The following is a 13,685-nucleotide window of genomic DNA, read 5'->3' on the forward strand; positions in this document are numbered from 1 at the left end:
GCGTGGATCAGACGGCGATGTCGTCCCTGCGGACGGCCTATCTCAGCGGACTGGCGCTTGCCGCGCTCGGCGCGATTCTGGTGTCGGCCAAGGCGGTGGTAGCCAAGCTGTTGTACCGCCACGGCATCGACGCCGTCACCCTGATCGCCTTGCGCATGTTGCTGTCGGCACCGGTGTTCTTGGCGGTCGCGATGTGGACCTGGCGCCAGGCCCCGCGGCTATCACGCGCTGATCTGCTGCGTATCGTGGCGCTGGGCCTGGTCGGCTATTACGGCTCCAGCATGCTCGACTTCGTCGGCCTGCAGTACATCACCGCTGGGCTGGAGCGGCTGATCCTGTTCCTGGCGCCCAGTTTCGTGTTGCTGCTCGGCTTGCTGTTGTACCGCCGCAGGGTCAGTCGCCAGCAGTGGATGTCGCTGGCGCTGGCCTACGCCGGCATCGCGCTGGTGTTATGGCATGACGTGTCGCTGGGCGGTGATCGTGTGGTGCTGGGCGCCGGCTGTGTGTTCGGCGCGGCGCTGCTGTACGCGATCTACCTGTTGTATTCCGGCGAGCTGTTGCAGCGCGTCGGCACTTTGCGGTTGGTGTCGCTGGCGATGAGCGTGTCCTGCGTGGCCTGCGTGCTGCAGTACGCGCTGTTGCGGCCGCTGCCGACCTTGTTCGAACAGAGCGCCACGGTGTGGCAGTTGTCCCTGCTCAACGCCGGCCTGTGCACCGTGCTGCCGGTATTCCTGATCATGTTCGGCGTGGCGCGAGCCGGCGCCGGACCGGCTGCCCAGGCCGGCATGGTGGGGCCGGTATCGACGCTGTTTCTGGCCTGGTGGTGGCTGGCCGAGCCGATCACCAGCCTGCAGTTGGCGGGTACCGGACTGGTGATGTCCGGCATCGTGATGCTGACGGTGCGCCGACGCGCGGTGGTGCAGCCGGTGGGGCCGTAAACCTAAAAACGGCGAGCAGCGGAGATCGATTCCATTCCCCACCGCGGCGGCCGCGGGCCGCCCTACTGCGGGTTGCGCCGAACCGCCACGCGGTTTGCCCGTTGTAGGGCGGACCGCGCCCGCCGTGGAAGGTCGGGTCACGCACCAATCCCACCGCCCTACCGGGATGGCTGGGATCCGTCGCGGCGACTCTGCTCGGCGTGAATCTGGTTCGCCAGCCGCGCGAATTCGGCGGCAGACAGCCGCTCGGCGCGAAGCTCGGGATCGATGCTGGCGCTGCGGAAATCATCGGCGTGGGCGATCTGGCGCAGGCTGTTGCCGAGCTGTTTGCGGCGCTGGCCGAAAGCCTGCATCACCACGCGGTCGAAGGTCGGCCAATCGTGAATCTCGAAATCGGGCGCGCGCGGTACCACGCGCACGACCGCCGAGTCGACCTGTGGTGGCGGCGAGAATGATCCCGGGCCGACATGAAACAGCCAGCTCACCTCGGCGCGCGCGGCCAGCGCCACGCTCAGGCGCCCGTAGTCGGGTTCGCCAGGCAGCGCGGCCATGCGGTCCACCATTTCCTTTTGCAGCATGAACAGCATGTCCTGCACCGCGTGAGCCTGGTCGAGCAGGTGAAACAACAGCGGCGTGGAGATGTTGTACGGCAGGTTGCCGACCAGCCGCAGCGGTTGGCCGGGCGCTGCGAGTTGCGCGAAGTCGAACTTGAGCGCGTCGGCCATGTGGAGGTGCAGACCCGGCGCGTCGCCACAGGCTCGCTGCAGGGGTGCGATGACGTCGCGGTCGATCTCCACCACCTGCAGTTCGCCGATGCGCTGCAGCAGCGGCGCGGTCAGCGCGCCGCGACCGGGACCGATCTCGACGATACGCTGACCCGGCTGTGGGTTCAGCGCCTGCAAAATGCGCGCGATGACGCGACCGTCATGCAGGAAGTGCTGGCCGAAGCGCTTCTTCGCCAACGCGCTCAAGCGCTGGCTTCCTGCGCCATGCAGATCGCCATGTCCACCGCGGCGTGCAGGCTGCCGGCATCGGCACGGCCGCTGCCGGCCAGATCCAGCGCGGTGCCGTGGTCGACCGAGGTGCGGATGATGGGCAGGCCCAGGGTGACGTTGACGGCGTCGCCGAAGCCGGCGTACTTGAGCACTGGCAGACCCTGGTCGTGGTACATCGCCAGTACCGCGTCGGCGTCGGCCAGGCGCGCAGCAGTGAACAAGGTATCGGCGGGCAACGGCCCGATCGCATCAATCCCGGCGTCGCGGCAGTCGTCCAGCGCGGGGATGATGGCGTCGATCTCCTCACGGCCCAGATGACCACTTTCGCCGGCGTGGGGGTTGAGTCCGCACACCAGGATGCGTGGCGACGCGATACCGAAGCGGCTGCGCAGATCGGCGTAGAGCACGCGCATGCAGCGCTCCACGGCGCGCTTGGTGATGGCCGCTGGCACGGCGCGCAGGGGCAGGTGCGTGGTGACCAGGGCGACGCGCAAGCGATCCGCCACCAGCATCATCACCGGCGTGCGGGTGTGAGTGAGATCGGCGATGAATTCGGTGTGTCCGCTGAAGACGTGGCCGGCGTCGTTGATCAGGCTTTTCTGCACCGGGCCGGTGACCATGGCCTGGGCGCGCTTGTCCATGCAGGCCTTGACTGCCGTGCTCAGAGTGTCGAGCACGTACTGACCGTTGGCGGGATCGAGCCTACCGGGTTGCGCGGGGACTGCCATCGCCACCGGCAGCACGCTGAGAAAGCCGGGCTCATGGGTTTCCGGTTCGGCGTCCAGCGACACCTCTTCCAGCGCGATCGGCAGGCCCAGGGCGAGGGCGCGCTCGCGCAGCAACTGCGGATCGCAGACGGCGATGAGTTCGGCGGCCCAGGGTTCCTGGGCCAGGCGCAAGACCAGATCGGGACCGATGCCGGCCGGCTCGCCCGGCGTGATCAGGATGCGCGGCGGCAAGTGCGACGGCTCAGGTCGTCGGGTCGGCGCCCTGGCCGGGCGCGGGGTCGGCACCGGCGGCGGTGCCGTCCGGTCCGCGAAACTCCACGTAGGCCTCGGCGCGCAGACGGCGCAGCCAGGTGTCGTATTCCTCGGCCGCCTTGCGCTGGTGGATGGTGCCGCGAACCTGTGCGCGGCGCGATTCCTCGGTGACGTCGCGGGTGCGGCGGTCCAGCACCTGGGCAATGTGCCAGCCGAACTGGGTCCGGAAGGGACGCGACAACTCGTCGGGCTGCAGCGCGTCGAGCGTGGCCTGGAACTCCGGCACGAACACCCCGGGCGGCTGCCAGCCCAGATCGCCGCCGTTGTTGCGCGAGCCCGGATCGTCGGAGAACTCCTCGGCTAGTTTGGCGAAATCTTCGCCCTCGACCAGGCGGTTGTGGAGGTCGCGCGCCTGCACCTGCGCCTGCTCTTCGGTGCGCAGCGTGTTGGCCTGAATCAGGATATGCCGGGCGTTGATCTCCTCGACCGTCTTGCGCTCGCCGGTGCCGCGGGTCTCGACCAGCTTGATCAGGTGATAGCCGCCGGCGGTTTCCAGCAGGGGGCTCAGCCCACCGGGCTCCAGGGCACGGGCGGCCTGAAGGAACACCAAGGGCAGCGAATCGGCATTGCGCCAGTCGAGGTCGCCGCCCTCCAGCGCCTGCTGGCCGTCGGAGTGGGCTACCGCCAGGCTGGCAAAGTCGGCCCCTTCGCCAAGCTGTTTGCGCAGGTCCTCAGCCTCGGCCCGCGCCGCCTCGCGCTCTTCGGAGCTGGCGCCGTCCGGAATGGCGACAAGGAGGTGCGAAAGGCGGTATTCGGTGTTGTCCGCTTCGGTCTGGCCGGCCAGGAAAAGGTCGATGTCCTGATCGGTGACCAGCACGCGATTGTCCACCTCGCGCTGGCGCAGCCGGGTGATCAGCACCTCGTCGCGGATCTGTTCTCGGATGGCCAGGAAGTCGCCGCCCTCGGCGCGAATGGTGTCGGCGAACTGCGACATCGTCATGTTGTTCTGCTTGGCGATGCCGGTGATGACTTCGTTGAGCTCGCGGTCGTCCACACGGATGCCGGCCTGCTCGGCGCGTTGCGTCTGCACGCGGGTGAGGATCACCTTCTCCAGTACCTGGGCGCGCAGGGCGTCTTCCGGCGGCGGGGCGATGCCGCGTGCACGAATCTGCACCGCGGCGTGGCTCATCTCCCGCTCCAGATCGCTTTGCAGCACGATGCCGTCGTTGACCACCGCCACGATACGGTCCAGCACCTCGGCATGGGCCGGATGCGGAAACGCCAGCGCAAGAAGCAGGGTCGACAGGGCAAACATCAGCGGTAGCAACGGCATGGGATACGGATCCGGCGTGTCGAAAGAGATGAAGGGTAGCATGCAGCCCGGCTGTGACCTTGCCTCTGCCGCAGGGTTCAACGGCGCGATCCGGCGCTTCTATTCGGGCAGGTCGCCTTCGATTTCCTCTTCGGGCAGCAGGCCGTCGGCGCCGCTGCCGATGCTGGCCAGACCCTTGAGTACCAGCTGCACGTAGACGCCATCGTCCATGCGCCCGGAGGTATCGGCGATGTACTGGCGGTACGACACCCGCACCGCCCAGCAGCAGGTGCCGTATTCCAGTCCCGCATAGGTGTCGCGGGACGCGTGATCGCGCAGCGAAAAGCGCGAGCGCAGGGCGGCGCGCCAGCCGCCGCCCAGGGGCGTCAGCAGGCTGAGGTCGGCCTGTTCCAGGGTGTCGCGCCGATAGCGGTAGGCCAGTTCCAGCAGGCGCTGTCCGTCGGGCTCGCGATAACGCACGCCCAGTTGCGAGCGCTCGAAGTTGTCCTCTTCCGGCGACCACTGGCCGGCCAGTACCGCGGTCCACCGGCGCGACAGCGCGTAGTCGAACTGTCCGATGAATTCGGTGGCGCCGCGGTCGGGCGCGATCAGGCCGGGCAGCGATACGCGCGGCGAATCGAAACGGAAAAGCTGGCCGATCGAAGCACTCCAGCGGACCAGCCCGGTCAGCGGGTCCAGCTCCCGCAGGGTGGCGGCACCGGCGACATGACGGGCGTCGGACAGGCGGTCCTCGCCGGAGAAGCGGTTGCGCGCCAGCAGTTGCACGAAGTCGAAATCGGGCTCGCCGGTGTCGAACAGTGGCAGGTCGTCCTGATTTTCGTAGGGCACGTATAGCAGGAAGCCGCGCGGGGTCAGAGTCTGCAGATGGCCGCGGCGGGTGAAGCGCTCGAAGCGCAGGCCGGCCTCGGCGCTGACCACGGGCAGGGTGCGGTCGGGCTGCTCCTGGCGCGTGTCGGGAACACCGGTGAGCTCGTAGCGGGTGTGGTGCACGTCGGCCTGTCCGCGCAGGTACCAGGCGGCGTGGGTGCGGTCGAATCGCAGGTAGGGCGCCAGCACCAGGCGCGCGCCCTCGATCGAATCGTTGCGCGCAAAGTTGACGAATTCCGACTCCAGACCCGCGCGGGTGTCCAGCCAGGCGCCGGGGGTGAGCGCGCGCAGGCGGACCTGCGGCAGGCGTTTGTAAGGATCGTCGATGTCGCTGAGGTTGGAGGCGATGGGCTGAAAGTTCTGCATCATCGCGGTGATGGTGTAGGACGCCGGCGCCTGGTAGGTCAGCAAAGCGGCCTGCTCGAGGTGGGTGATCGAGGCGCTGGCCAGCGAACCGCCGAGGTCTTCGAAGTAGTTGCGGTCCGAGGTCTCGGCATACACCGCCTCCAGGCTCAGGCGGCGATTGATCAGGCCGTTGTGGTTGAAGCGGAACAGGCTGCGGTCTTCGCCGAACTTGCGATCGTCAAGGTACTCGTAGCGCGCTGACCCTTCGCCCTGCGTAAACAGATAGCGTGCGTCCAGGGACGATTGCAGGCCGCGCTCGGACAGATAGCGCGGCGTGAAGGTAGCGTCGTAGTTGGCTGCCAGATTCAGATAAACCGGCCACTGGAACTCGATACCGGAGCTGCTCGACTGGCCCAGGGTCGGATAAAGCAGGCCGGTGCGTCGACGATCGTCGATCGGAAACTGGAAGTAGGGCGCATAGATGATCGGTACGCCCATGAAGCGCAGACGGGCGTGCCGCGCCGATCCCAGACCTTTTTCGTGATCCAGACGGATGTCGCCGGCCTCCACGTACCAGGCGCCGGACTCGGGTGCGCAGGTGGTGTAGGACGCGCCGCGCAGTTCGATCCGACCGCTGGCCTGCACTTCCAGTTCGCGCGCCTTGCCGCGGGCGGCGCGCGAGGGAACCGAGAACTCCGTATCCAGAAACACGCCGCTGTTGGCGTTGAGATCGAAGCGCGACTCCTGGCTGCGCACCACCACTTCGGGATTCCTGAACAGCGACTCGCTGCGCACCGTGACCACGCGGCTGGCCTCGTCGAAGTCCAGTTGCTCGGCGGTGAAGACACGGTCGCCCTGGCGCAGGGTGACGCTGCCCAGCAGTTCCGACAGCCCGCCCTGTTGCAGCGACACCTTGTCGGCGTTCAGGATCAGCCGCTGGTCCAGCACCACCTCGGGAATCTCCTGGGTGAACTGCAACTGCGGGCAGCCCAGCTCTTCGACCAGTTCCGGGGTTTCCGCGGGCGACACGTCCGCTGCCGTCGGCGCGGCATCCGGCAAGCGGTCGGGCGCCGGCCCGCCGCCCGGCTCTTGCGCGCCTGCGGCCAGCGACGCGCACGCGAGCAGCGCTAGCGCACGGAGGCGGGTTCCAAACATTCCGTCAGGCACAGGGGCTAAGGCGTCTAGGCGCGCGAATTTGGCAACGAGTATCCGGTTTTGCCGGCACGTGGCGCAATCGCTACGCTGCTTGAAATCCATCACGCATGTCCATGTGAACGCCGATCTTTCCGCCCTGGATGTTCGCGCAATGCAAGCCCGAAACTGGGCGCAGCAGGCGCTCGACCTGACCGACGCCGGGTTCGCACCGGCGTCCGCCGATGCCAGTTTTCGCCGCTACTTCCGGCTGCTCGCCGACGACGGCGCGTCGAGCTGGATCGTCATGGACGCGCCGCCAGGGCTCGAAAACAGCGCACCGTTCGTACGCATTGCCGGCCTGCTGCAAGCGGCGGGCCTGCATGTGCCGACGGTGCTGCAGGCAGACCTGCAGCGCGGCTTTCTGCTGCTGACCGATCTGGGCCGGCAGACCTATCTGGGCGTGCTCAACGCCGACAACGCCGACGCTCTGTTCGGCGACGCCTTGCGGGCCCTGGTGCAGATGCAGCGCGCCGCACCTTCCGACAATCTGCCGGCCTACGACCGCGCCTTGCTGCTGCGCGAACTGGAGCTATTTGCGCAATGGTTCGTGCAGCGCCACCTGCAGCGCCAGTGGACGTCTGCGCAGGCGCAGGACTGGCAGCAGGTGTGCGAAGTGCTGGTGGAATCGGCACTGGCGCAGCCGCAGGTATTCGTGCACCGCGACTACATGCCGCGCAACCTGATGCACTCGTCGCCCAATCCGGGCGTTCTCGACTTTCAGGACGCCGTGCGTGGCCCGGTGACCTACGACGCCGTGTGCCTGTTCAAGGATGCCTTTCTGTCCTGGCCCGAGGCGCGCGTGCACGGCTGGCTGAACGACTATCGGCGCCTGGCGCAGACGGCCGGTATCCCTCTGCCGCAGGATTTCCGGCGCGCGGCGGACTGGATGGGCCTGCATCGCCATCTCAAGGTTCTGGGCATCTTTGCGCGCATCTGTCATCGCGACGGCAAGCCGCATTACCTGCAGGATGCGCCCCGCTTCGTGCGTTACGTCGGCGCGGTGGCAGCGCAGTACGCGGAGATGGCGCCACTGCAACGCTTGTTCGACCAGCTCGGCCTCGGCGCATGAAGGCCATGATTCTTGCCGCCGGTCGCGGCGAGCGCATGCGGCCGCTGACCGACACGCTACCCAAGCCGCTGCTGCAGCTCGGATCGCACCGCCTGATCGAGCATGCGATCCGGCGGCTGGTGCAGGCCGGCGTGCGCGAGCTGGTGATCAACCTGGGATATCGCGGCGCGCAGATACGCGAAGCGCTGGGTAACGGTGCCGGGCTGGGAGTCGACATCGTCTATTCGGACGAGGGCGACCCGCCGCTGGAAACCGGCGGAGGCGTTTTTCGCGCGTTGCCCCTGCTCGGCGCTGAGCCCTTCCTGCTGGTCAATGCCGATGTCTATTCGGAGTTCGATTTCTCCGCGCTCGTCGCCGCCGCTCTTTCGGCTCGCGACCTCGGACATCTGGTGCTGGTGCCCAATCCGGATCACCGCGCCGACGGCGATTTCGGGCTGAAGGCGCGGCGCGTGTTCAACGACGGCGATCCGCGCCTGACATTCAGCGGCCTGTCCTTGCTGCGCCCGGAATTGTTCTGCGCGTGCGAGGATGGCCGGTTCCCGCTGGCCCCGCTCTTGCGACAGGCCGCCGCCTGTGGCCAGTTGGCCGGCGAGCGCTATGACGGGCGCTGGTCGGACGTCGGCACCCCGCAGCGGCTGGCGGATTTGCAGGCGGCGATTACTCAGGCCCCGTAGCCCGTGTGCAACCCGGGGTTTGCCTGCGCCTGCACGTGGAACCCCAGGTTGCACCCGGGCTAGGCCGGCTTGCGTGAGAGGGTAGTACGCAATGCGGCCGGCCAGCGGTTGGTTGCGAATCAAGTAATTTTTTTGGAGATGATCCCGTGGTGAAAGTACACAAGGCCGCTGACGGCAAGCTCAAGCAGACCGTGGAAGTCCGCGGCCATCAATGGTCAGCCGATGTCAGCACCGAGCTGGGCGGCGACGACGCCGGTCCGGACCCGCATGAGCTGCTCAATGCGGCGCTGGGTGCCTGCACGGCGCTGACCGTCACCATGGTGGCGCGGCGCAAGCAGATGGCGCTGACCGACGTGGTGGTGCAGATCACGCACGAAGAAGGGGGAGGGGTCTGCCGCATGCATCGCCAGATCGAACTGGTGGGCGATCTGAACGAAGAGCAGCGCCAGTACCTGCTGGGCATCGCCAACAAATGTCCGGTGCACAAGACCCTGATGGGCCGCTTCGAGATCGACACCACACTCGCCTGAATTCATGTTGCTGACCCTGCGCAGCCTCGGCTTGAGGCTCGGTTCCACCGTTTTGCTCGAAGACGTTGCGTTCACCGTGGCACGCGGCGAGCGCGTGGCCGTGCTGGGCCGCAATGGCATGGGCAAGTCCACCCTGCTGCGCCTGATCGAAGGCGAGATTGCGTTAGACAGCGGCGAGATCGTGCGGGCCCAGGGCCTGCGCATTGCGCGACTGGTGCAGGACGTGCCGCGGGACTTGGCCGGCACCGTGTTCGACGTTATCGCCACCGGGCTCGGCGAGGCCGGCGAGGTGCTGGCGCGCTATCAGCACCTGATCGACGAGGCGCCGGATCATCTGGAAGAACTCGGCAGGCTGCAGGCGCGCATCGAGAACCTCGGCGGTTGGGCGCTGGACGCACGCGTGCGCGAGATGGCCTCCAGGGTGGAGGCCGAAGTCGGCGCGCGCTTCGAGACCCTGTCCGGCGGCATGAAGCGCCGGGTGCTGCTGGCGCGTTCGCTGGTACGCGACCCGGATTTGCTGTTGCTGGACGAGCCGACCAACCACCTGGACATCGACTCCATCGCCTGGCTGGAAGGCTTTCTCAAAAGTTTTTCCGGGGCGGTGCTGTTCGTGACCCATGACCGCGCGTTTCTGCGCAATCTGGCCACCCGCATCGTGGAGCTGGATCGCGGTCAGCTCACCGACTGGCCGGGCGACTACGACAATTTTCTGCGTCGCAAGGAGGAACGCGCGCACGCCGAAGCGCAGGAGCGCGCCCTGTTCGACAAGCGCCTGGCGCAGGAAGAGGCCTGGATCCGCCAGGGCATCGAGGCGCGGCGCACCCGCAACATGGGTCGGGTCCAGCGCCTGATGGAGTTGCGCGACCAGTTCGGTGCGCGGCGCAACGCGCCGGGTAAGGCCAATATGGAGATCGTGGAGGCCGAGCGCTCCGGCAAGCTCGTGTGCGAGGCGCGGGGGCTCAGTTATGCCATCGGTGATCTGAGCCTGGTGCAGAAATTTTCCACCACCATCCTGCGCGGTGATCGGGTGGGATTGATTGGCCGCAACGGCGTGGGCAAGACCACGCTGATCCGTCTGCTGCTGGGCCAGTTGCAGCCGGACGCCGGGGAATTGCGCATCGGCAGCAACCTGCAGATCGCCTACTTCGACCAGTTACGTGGGGGGCTGGACGAAAATCAGCCCGTGTTCGAAGCCGTCGGCGAGGGCAAGGAATTCGTGGAAGTGGGTGGCACGCGCAAGCACGTCATGGGCTACCTGCAGGACTTTCTGTTCACCCCGGATCGGGCGCGCAGCCCGGTGCGGTCGCTGTCCGGTGGCGAGCGCAACCGCCTGTTGCTGGCACGGTTATTCTCGCGGCCGTCCAACCTGCTGGTGCTGGACGAGCCCACCAACGATCTGGACCTGGAAACCCTCGAGCTGCTGGAAGAACTGCTGCTCGAATACGCCGGCACCGTGTTGCTGGTTTCCCATGACCGCGCGTTCCTGAATGCGGTGGTCACCCGCTGCCTGGTGTTCGAAGGGCAGGGCCGCATCGGCGATTACGTCGGCGGCTACGACGACTGGCTGCGTCAACGTCCGGCGCCGGTTTCCCGTGCTGCGTCGGAATCTTCACGCGCTACCGCGCCGTCGTCGCCGGCCGTGCAGCAGCCCGTACGCGCGGCGGTGAGCCTTTCATCCAAGGAGCGTCGCGAACTGGACGAGCTGCCGCGCAGAATCGAAAAGCTGGAAGCCGAGCAGGCCCAACTGGCCGAAGCGATCAGTTCGTCCGCCGTGTATGACCAAAACCGCGATCGGGCGATCCAGATCCAGACACGGTTGTCAGAGCTATCGCAGACTCTGGGTGCCGCTTACGCGCGCTGGGAAGAACTGGAAGCGATGAAGGCGCGTCCATAGTCGGCATTTCGCCGTAGCCACGGCTTAATTTGCTGGATTTTGGGACGCCACATGACCATGACCCGTCGTCACTTTCTCTCCGGCCTGCTCGGTAGCGTGGGCACCGTAGCGGCGGGCAGCGTCCGCGCCGCCGACGCCGGCTTCACGCCCATCAAGAAATCCAAGGAGGAGTGGAAAAAGCTGCTGGAGCCCGCGGCCTACGAGGTGCTGTTCGAAGAGGACACCGAACATCCGGGCTCCAGCCCGCTCAACCAGGAAAAGCGAGCCGGTACTTTTGTCTGTGCGGCCTGCTATCTGCCGCTGTTCGACGCCAAGACCAAGTACGAGTCCGGCACTGGCTGGCCCAGTTTCTGGGAGCCGATCCCCGGCAGCATGGGTACCAAGAAGGACTTCAAGCTGGTATGGCCCCGCACCGAGTATCACTGCGCGCGTTGCGGCGGGCATCAGGGGCACGTGTTCGAAGATGGCCCCGAGCCCACCGGTCTGCGTTACTGCAACAACGGTGTGGCGCTCAAGTTTGTCCCTGAAGGCCGGGCACTGCCGGAGCTGCGCCGGTGAGGCCGGCAGGTGCGGTGATCGGCGTGGTGCTGGCGCTGCTGCTGAGCGCGCCGGTACAGGCCGACCAAGCCAAGGCGATCTTCGCCACCGGCTGCTTCTGGTGTACGGAGTCGGATTTCGAAAAGCTGGAGGGAGTCGTGGAGGTGGTCTCCGGATACACCGGTGGCGACCTGGAGAATCCCACCTACGAGCAGGTCGGCATCGGCGGTACCGGGCACACCGAGGCAGTGGAGATCGTGTTCGACCCGGCCAAGGTGTCGTACGAAAAGCTGCTGGAGCATTTCTGGCGAACGCATGACCCCTTCAACGGCGAAGGCCAGTTCTGCGATCGCGGCGCGCATTACCGGCCCGGCATTTTCTACCTGGACGACGCGCAGAAGCAGGCGGCGCTGGCGAGCCGGGAGGCTACGCAGAAGCTGTTCGATCGCAAAATTGTGACGGAGATCACGGCGGCGACCCGGTTCTGGCCGGCTGAGGACTATCACCAGGACTACTACAAGAGAAACAGTCTGCGCTATCGCTACTACCGTCACGGCTGCGGTCGCGATGCGCTCATCCAGACGATCTGGGAATCCGCGCAGATGCCGGAAAGGACGCCGTAGGCTCGAAATCCACGCGCCTGTGTCGAGTTGACCGCTCCCTCACGTCGGGAAATCGCGGTGCTACAGTCCAAGCGTCGGCCGAGGATTCGCTGCCGGCGAGGGCCGGACTGCAGGGCGCGAGTTGGGGTTGAGTGCCGCTCGGGTCCGTCGAATAAATAGAGGGGCCCGCGGGTCGGGCCTCCAGTGCAAACGGGGCCTGAAATCGCGATGCGCAAGCTGCAGAACCTCCTGCCGAAGAGCCGGCTCGGTTGCGGTTGCCGGACATACGCATGAGTAGCGCTCGACAGTCCTGGGCGCCCGCGTTCCAGGGCACGCTGTATGCCCTGGTGATCTACGGCACCCTGTGGCTGATCGCGCGGCTGCTGGGCCAGGCTTTCGACACCCAGTATCAGCTGATGGCCTTGCTGATGTCCGCCACCGGCTTCGTGGTGCTGGGGCGCTACGATCTGCTGACGCCCTGGATGCCCGGGCGCCAGGGATCGGTGGGCACGCGGCTGTATTGGGCGTGGGTGGTGATGGTGGGCGTGCTGCTGCTGATTGGATTTCTGACGCAGTACTCGATCCATTTTTCGCGCAGGGTGTTGTTGCTGTGGTTTGTCAGCACGCCCGTGGCGCTGCTGATCGTGCACAAGCTGGCGGTGGCGCTGGCGCAGCGCTTTCTTCCGCACATCGTGCGTCGCCGCACCGCGGTGGTGGTGTTCGTCAACGACTCTGCGCGCAGCCTGTCGCGCAACCTGCAGAATTCGCGGGCGTTCGAGTTGGTGGGCTTCTTCGAGGACCGCGAGATCGAGCGGATCGGCGGACCGCTTGAAGGTGTGTCCTATCTGGGTCGGGCGCGCGATACCGCACAGTACGTGCGCGATCACGCGATCGACGTGGTGTTCATCGTGCTGCCCGACGACGGCGCCAGGCGCGCGCTGAACCTGCTGGAGGACCTGGGCAACACCACCGCCTCGGTCTACTACGTGCCGGACTTCATGATCATCAACCTGTTCGAGGCGCAGATTCGCGAGATCGAAGGGGTGACGGTGCTGGAAGTCGCGGAAACGCCGTTCTACGGGGCCGATGGCATCCTCAAGCAGCTGTTCGATTTTGTCTTTGCCGCCACCCTGCTGATCCTGCTGGCACCGCTGATGATCGTGGTGGCGGCCCTGATCAAGCTGACCTCGCCCGGCCCGGTGATCTTCAAGCAGCGTCGGTACGGGCTCAACGGTCAGCGCTTTCACATCTACAAGTTCCGCTCCATGCACGTGGGCGAGGTCAACCGCGACCCGGACATGCAGCAGGCGACGCGCCAGGATCCGCGCATCACCGCCATCGGCCGCTTCATCCGGCGCACGTCCATTGACGAGCTGCCGCAATTCTTCAATGTGCTGCGCGGCGACATGAGCGTGGTGGGGCCGCGGCCGCATACGGTTGCACACAACGAGTACTACCGGCTGGCGGTCAAGCGCTACATGGTCCGACACAAGGTCAAGCCCGGTCTGACCGGCTGGGCTCAGGTGCACGGCCTGCGCGGCGAAACCGCACAACTCGAGCGCATGGAAGAACGCATCCGCTACGACCTGGACTACATCCGCAACTGGTCGCCGATGCTGGACTTCAAGATCGTGCTCATGACGGTGGCGATGATTTTCCGGGACAGGAACGCGTATTGAGGGGGTGAACGCCAGATCGCCTGGCCGCGGCTGTTGCGAGGGCAGCAC

At 66.4% G+C, this 13,685-nt stretch carries 12 protein-coding genes; 8 read left to right on the forward strand and 4 right to left on the reverse strand.

Going from position 1 to position 13,685, the window contains the following annotated elements; genetic code table 11:
• The first annotated feature begins 17 nt into the window (after positions 1-17).
• The gene (locus ACOOHP_RS21245; protein ID WP_420468465.1) at positions 18-938 is read left to right on the forward strand and encodes a DMT family transporter; all 921 of its coding nucleotides are present in this window, start codon (positions 18-20) and stop codon (positions 936-938) included.
• A gap of 158 nt (positions 939-1,096) precedes the next feature.
• Here ACOOHP_RS21245 and rsmA read toward each other — a convergent pair whose 3' ends face one another.
• The 4 genes from rsmA to ACOOHP_RS21265 form a co-directional block, all read right to left on the reverse strand.
• Entirely contained in the window at positions 1,097-1,909 is an 813-nt protein-coding gene (gene rsmA / locus ACOOHP_RS21250) for a 16S rRNA (adenine(1518)-N(6)/adenine(1519)-N(6))-dimethyltransferase RsmA (RefSeq protein ID WP_420468466.1), read from the reverse strand.
• Complete coding sequence (gene pdxA / locus ACOOHP_RS21255) at positions 1,906-2,892, reverse strand: 4-hydroxythreonine-4-phosphate dehydrogenase PdxA (RefSeq protein WP_420468467.1); 987 nt, start codon at positions 2,890-2,892, stop codon at positions 1,906-1,908. Before pdxA ends, rsmA begins: the two co-directional genes overlap by 4 nt.
• 10 nt (positions 2,893-2,902) lie before the next feature.
• Positions 2,903-4,246: a peptidylprolyl isomerase gene (locus tag ACOOHP_RS21260; protein ID WP_420468468.1), complete on the reverse strand. Its 1,344-nt coding sequence runs from the start codon at positions 4,244-4,246 to the stop codon at positions 2,903-2,905.
• A 99-nt stretch (positions 4,247-4,345) separates the two neighbouring features.
• Positions 4,346-6,487, reverse strand: coding sequence for an LPS-assembly protein LptD (locus tag ACOOHP_RS21265; RefSeq protein WP_420468469.1), 2,142 nt, complete (start codon positions 6,485-6,487; stop codon positions 4,346-4,348).
• 277 nt (positions 6,488-6,764) lie between these two features.
• Between ACOOHP_RS21265 and ACOOHP_RS21270 the strand changes: the two genes are divergently transcribed.
• From ACOOHP_RS21270 to ACOOHP_RS21300, 7 genes are all read left to right on the forward strand, one after another.
• On the forward strand, positions 6,765-7,721 hold the full coding sequence (locus ACOOHP_RS21270) for an aminoglycoside phosphotransferase family protein (protein WP_420468470.1): 957 nt from the start codon (positions 6,765-6,767) through the stop codon (positions 7,719-7,721).
• Positions 7,718-8,395, forward strand: coding sequence for an N-acetylmuramate alpha-1-phosphate uridylyltransferase MurU (gene murU, locus ACOOHP_RS21275; protein WP_420468471.1), 678 nt, complete (start codon positions 7,718-7,720; stop codon positions 8,393-8,395). The genes ACOOHP_RS21270 and murU overlap by 4 nt, the downstream gene beginning before the upstream one ends.
• A 149-nt stretch (positions 8,396-8,544) precedes the next feature.
• Complete coding sequence (locus ACOOHP_RS21280; protein ID WP_420468472.1) at positions 8,545-8,925, forward strand: OsmC family protein; 381 nt, start codon at positions 8,545-8,547, stop codon at positions 8,923-8,925.
• A 4-nt stretch (positions 8,926-8,929) separates the two neighbouring features.
• Positions 8,930-10,819: an ATP-binding cassette domain-containing protein gene (locus ACOOHP_RS21285; protein WP_420468473.1), complete on the forward strand. Its 1,890-nt coding sequence runs from the start codon at positions 8,930-8,932 to the stop codon at positions 10,817-10,819.
• A 57-nt stretch (positions 10,820-10,876) separates the two neighbouring features.
• Positions 10,877-11,377 carry a peptide-methionine (R)-S-oxide reductase MsrB gene (msrB, locus tag ACOOHP_RS21290; RefSeq protein ID WP_420468768.1) on the forward strand — a complete coding sequence of 167 codons (501 nt, stop codon included), beginning with the start codon at positions 10,877-10,879 and terminating at the stop codon, positions 11,375-11,377.
• Positions 11,374-11,979 carry a peptide-methionine (S)-S-oxide reductase MsrA gene (gene msrA, locus ACOOHP_RS21295; protein WP_420468474.1) on the forward strand — a complete coding sequence of 202 codons (606 nt, stop codon included), beginning with the start codon at positions 11,374-11,376 and terminating at the stop codon, positions 11,977-11,979. The genes msrB and msrA overlap by 4 nt, the downstream gene beginning before the upstream one ends.
• 269 nt (positions 11,980-12,248) lie before the next feature.
• On the forward strand, positions 12,249-13,637 hold the full coding sequence (locus tag ACOOHP_RS21300; protein WP_420468475.1) for an undecaprenyl-phosphate glucose phosphotransferase: 1,389 nt from the start codon (positions 12,249-12,251) through the stop codon (positions 13,635-13,637).
• The last annotated feature ends 48 nt before the right edge of the window (positions 13,638-13,685 follow it).

It is taken from the genome of Panacagrimonas sp., assembly GCF_965216805.1.
In the GTDB taxonomy this organism is placed as follows: Bacteria; Pseudomonadota; Gammaproteobacteria; order Nevskiales; family Nevskiaceae; genus Panacagrimonas.

What these genes read in the sequence shown, in the direction of transcription:
- ACOOHP_RS21270 (WP_420468470.1), top strand. Translation starts at nt 6,765, where the DNA reads ATGCAAGCCCGAAACTGGGCGCAGCAGGCGCTCGACCTGACCGACGCC.
- ACOOHP_RS21245 (WP_420468465.1), top strand. Translation starts at nt 18, where the DNA reads ATGTCGTCCCTGCGGACGGCCTATCTCAGCGGACTGGCGCTTGCCGCG.
- ACOOHP_RS21260 (WP_420468468.1), bottom strand. Translation starts at nt 4,246, where the DNA reads ATGCCGTTGCTACCGCTGATGTTTGCCCTGTCGACCCTGCTTCTTGCG.
- murU (WP_420468471.1), top strand. Translation starts at nt 7,718, where the DNA reads ATGAAGGCCATGATTCTTGCCGCCGGTCGCGGCGAGCGCATGCGGCCG.
- ACOOHP_RS21300 (WP_420468475.1), top strand. Translation starts at nt 12,249, where the DNA reads ATGAGTAGCGCTCGACAGTCCTGGGCGCCCGCGTTCCAGGGCACGCTG.
- msrB (WP_420468768.1), top strand. Translation starts at nt 10,877, where the DNA reads ATGACCCGTCGTCACTTTCTCTCCGGCCTGCTCGGTAGCGTGGGCACC.
- ACOOHP_RS21285 (WP_420468473.1), top strand. Translation starts at nt 8,930, where the DNA reads ATGTTGCTGACCCTGCGCAGCCTCGGCTTGAGGCTCGGTTCCACCGTT.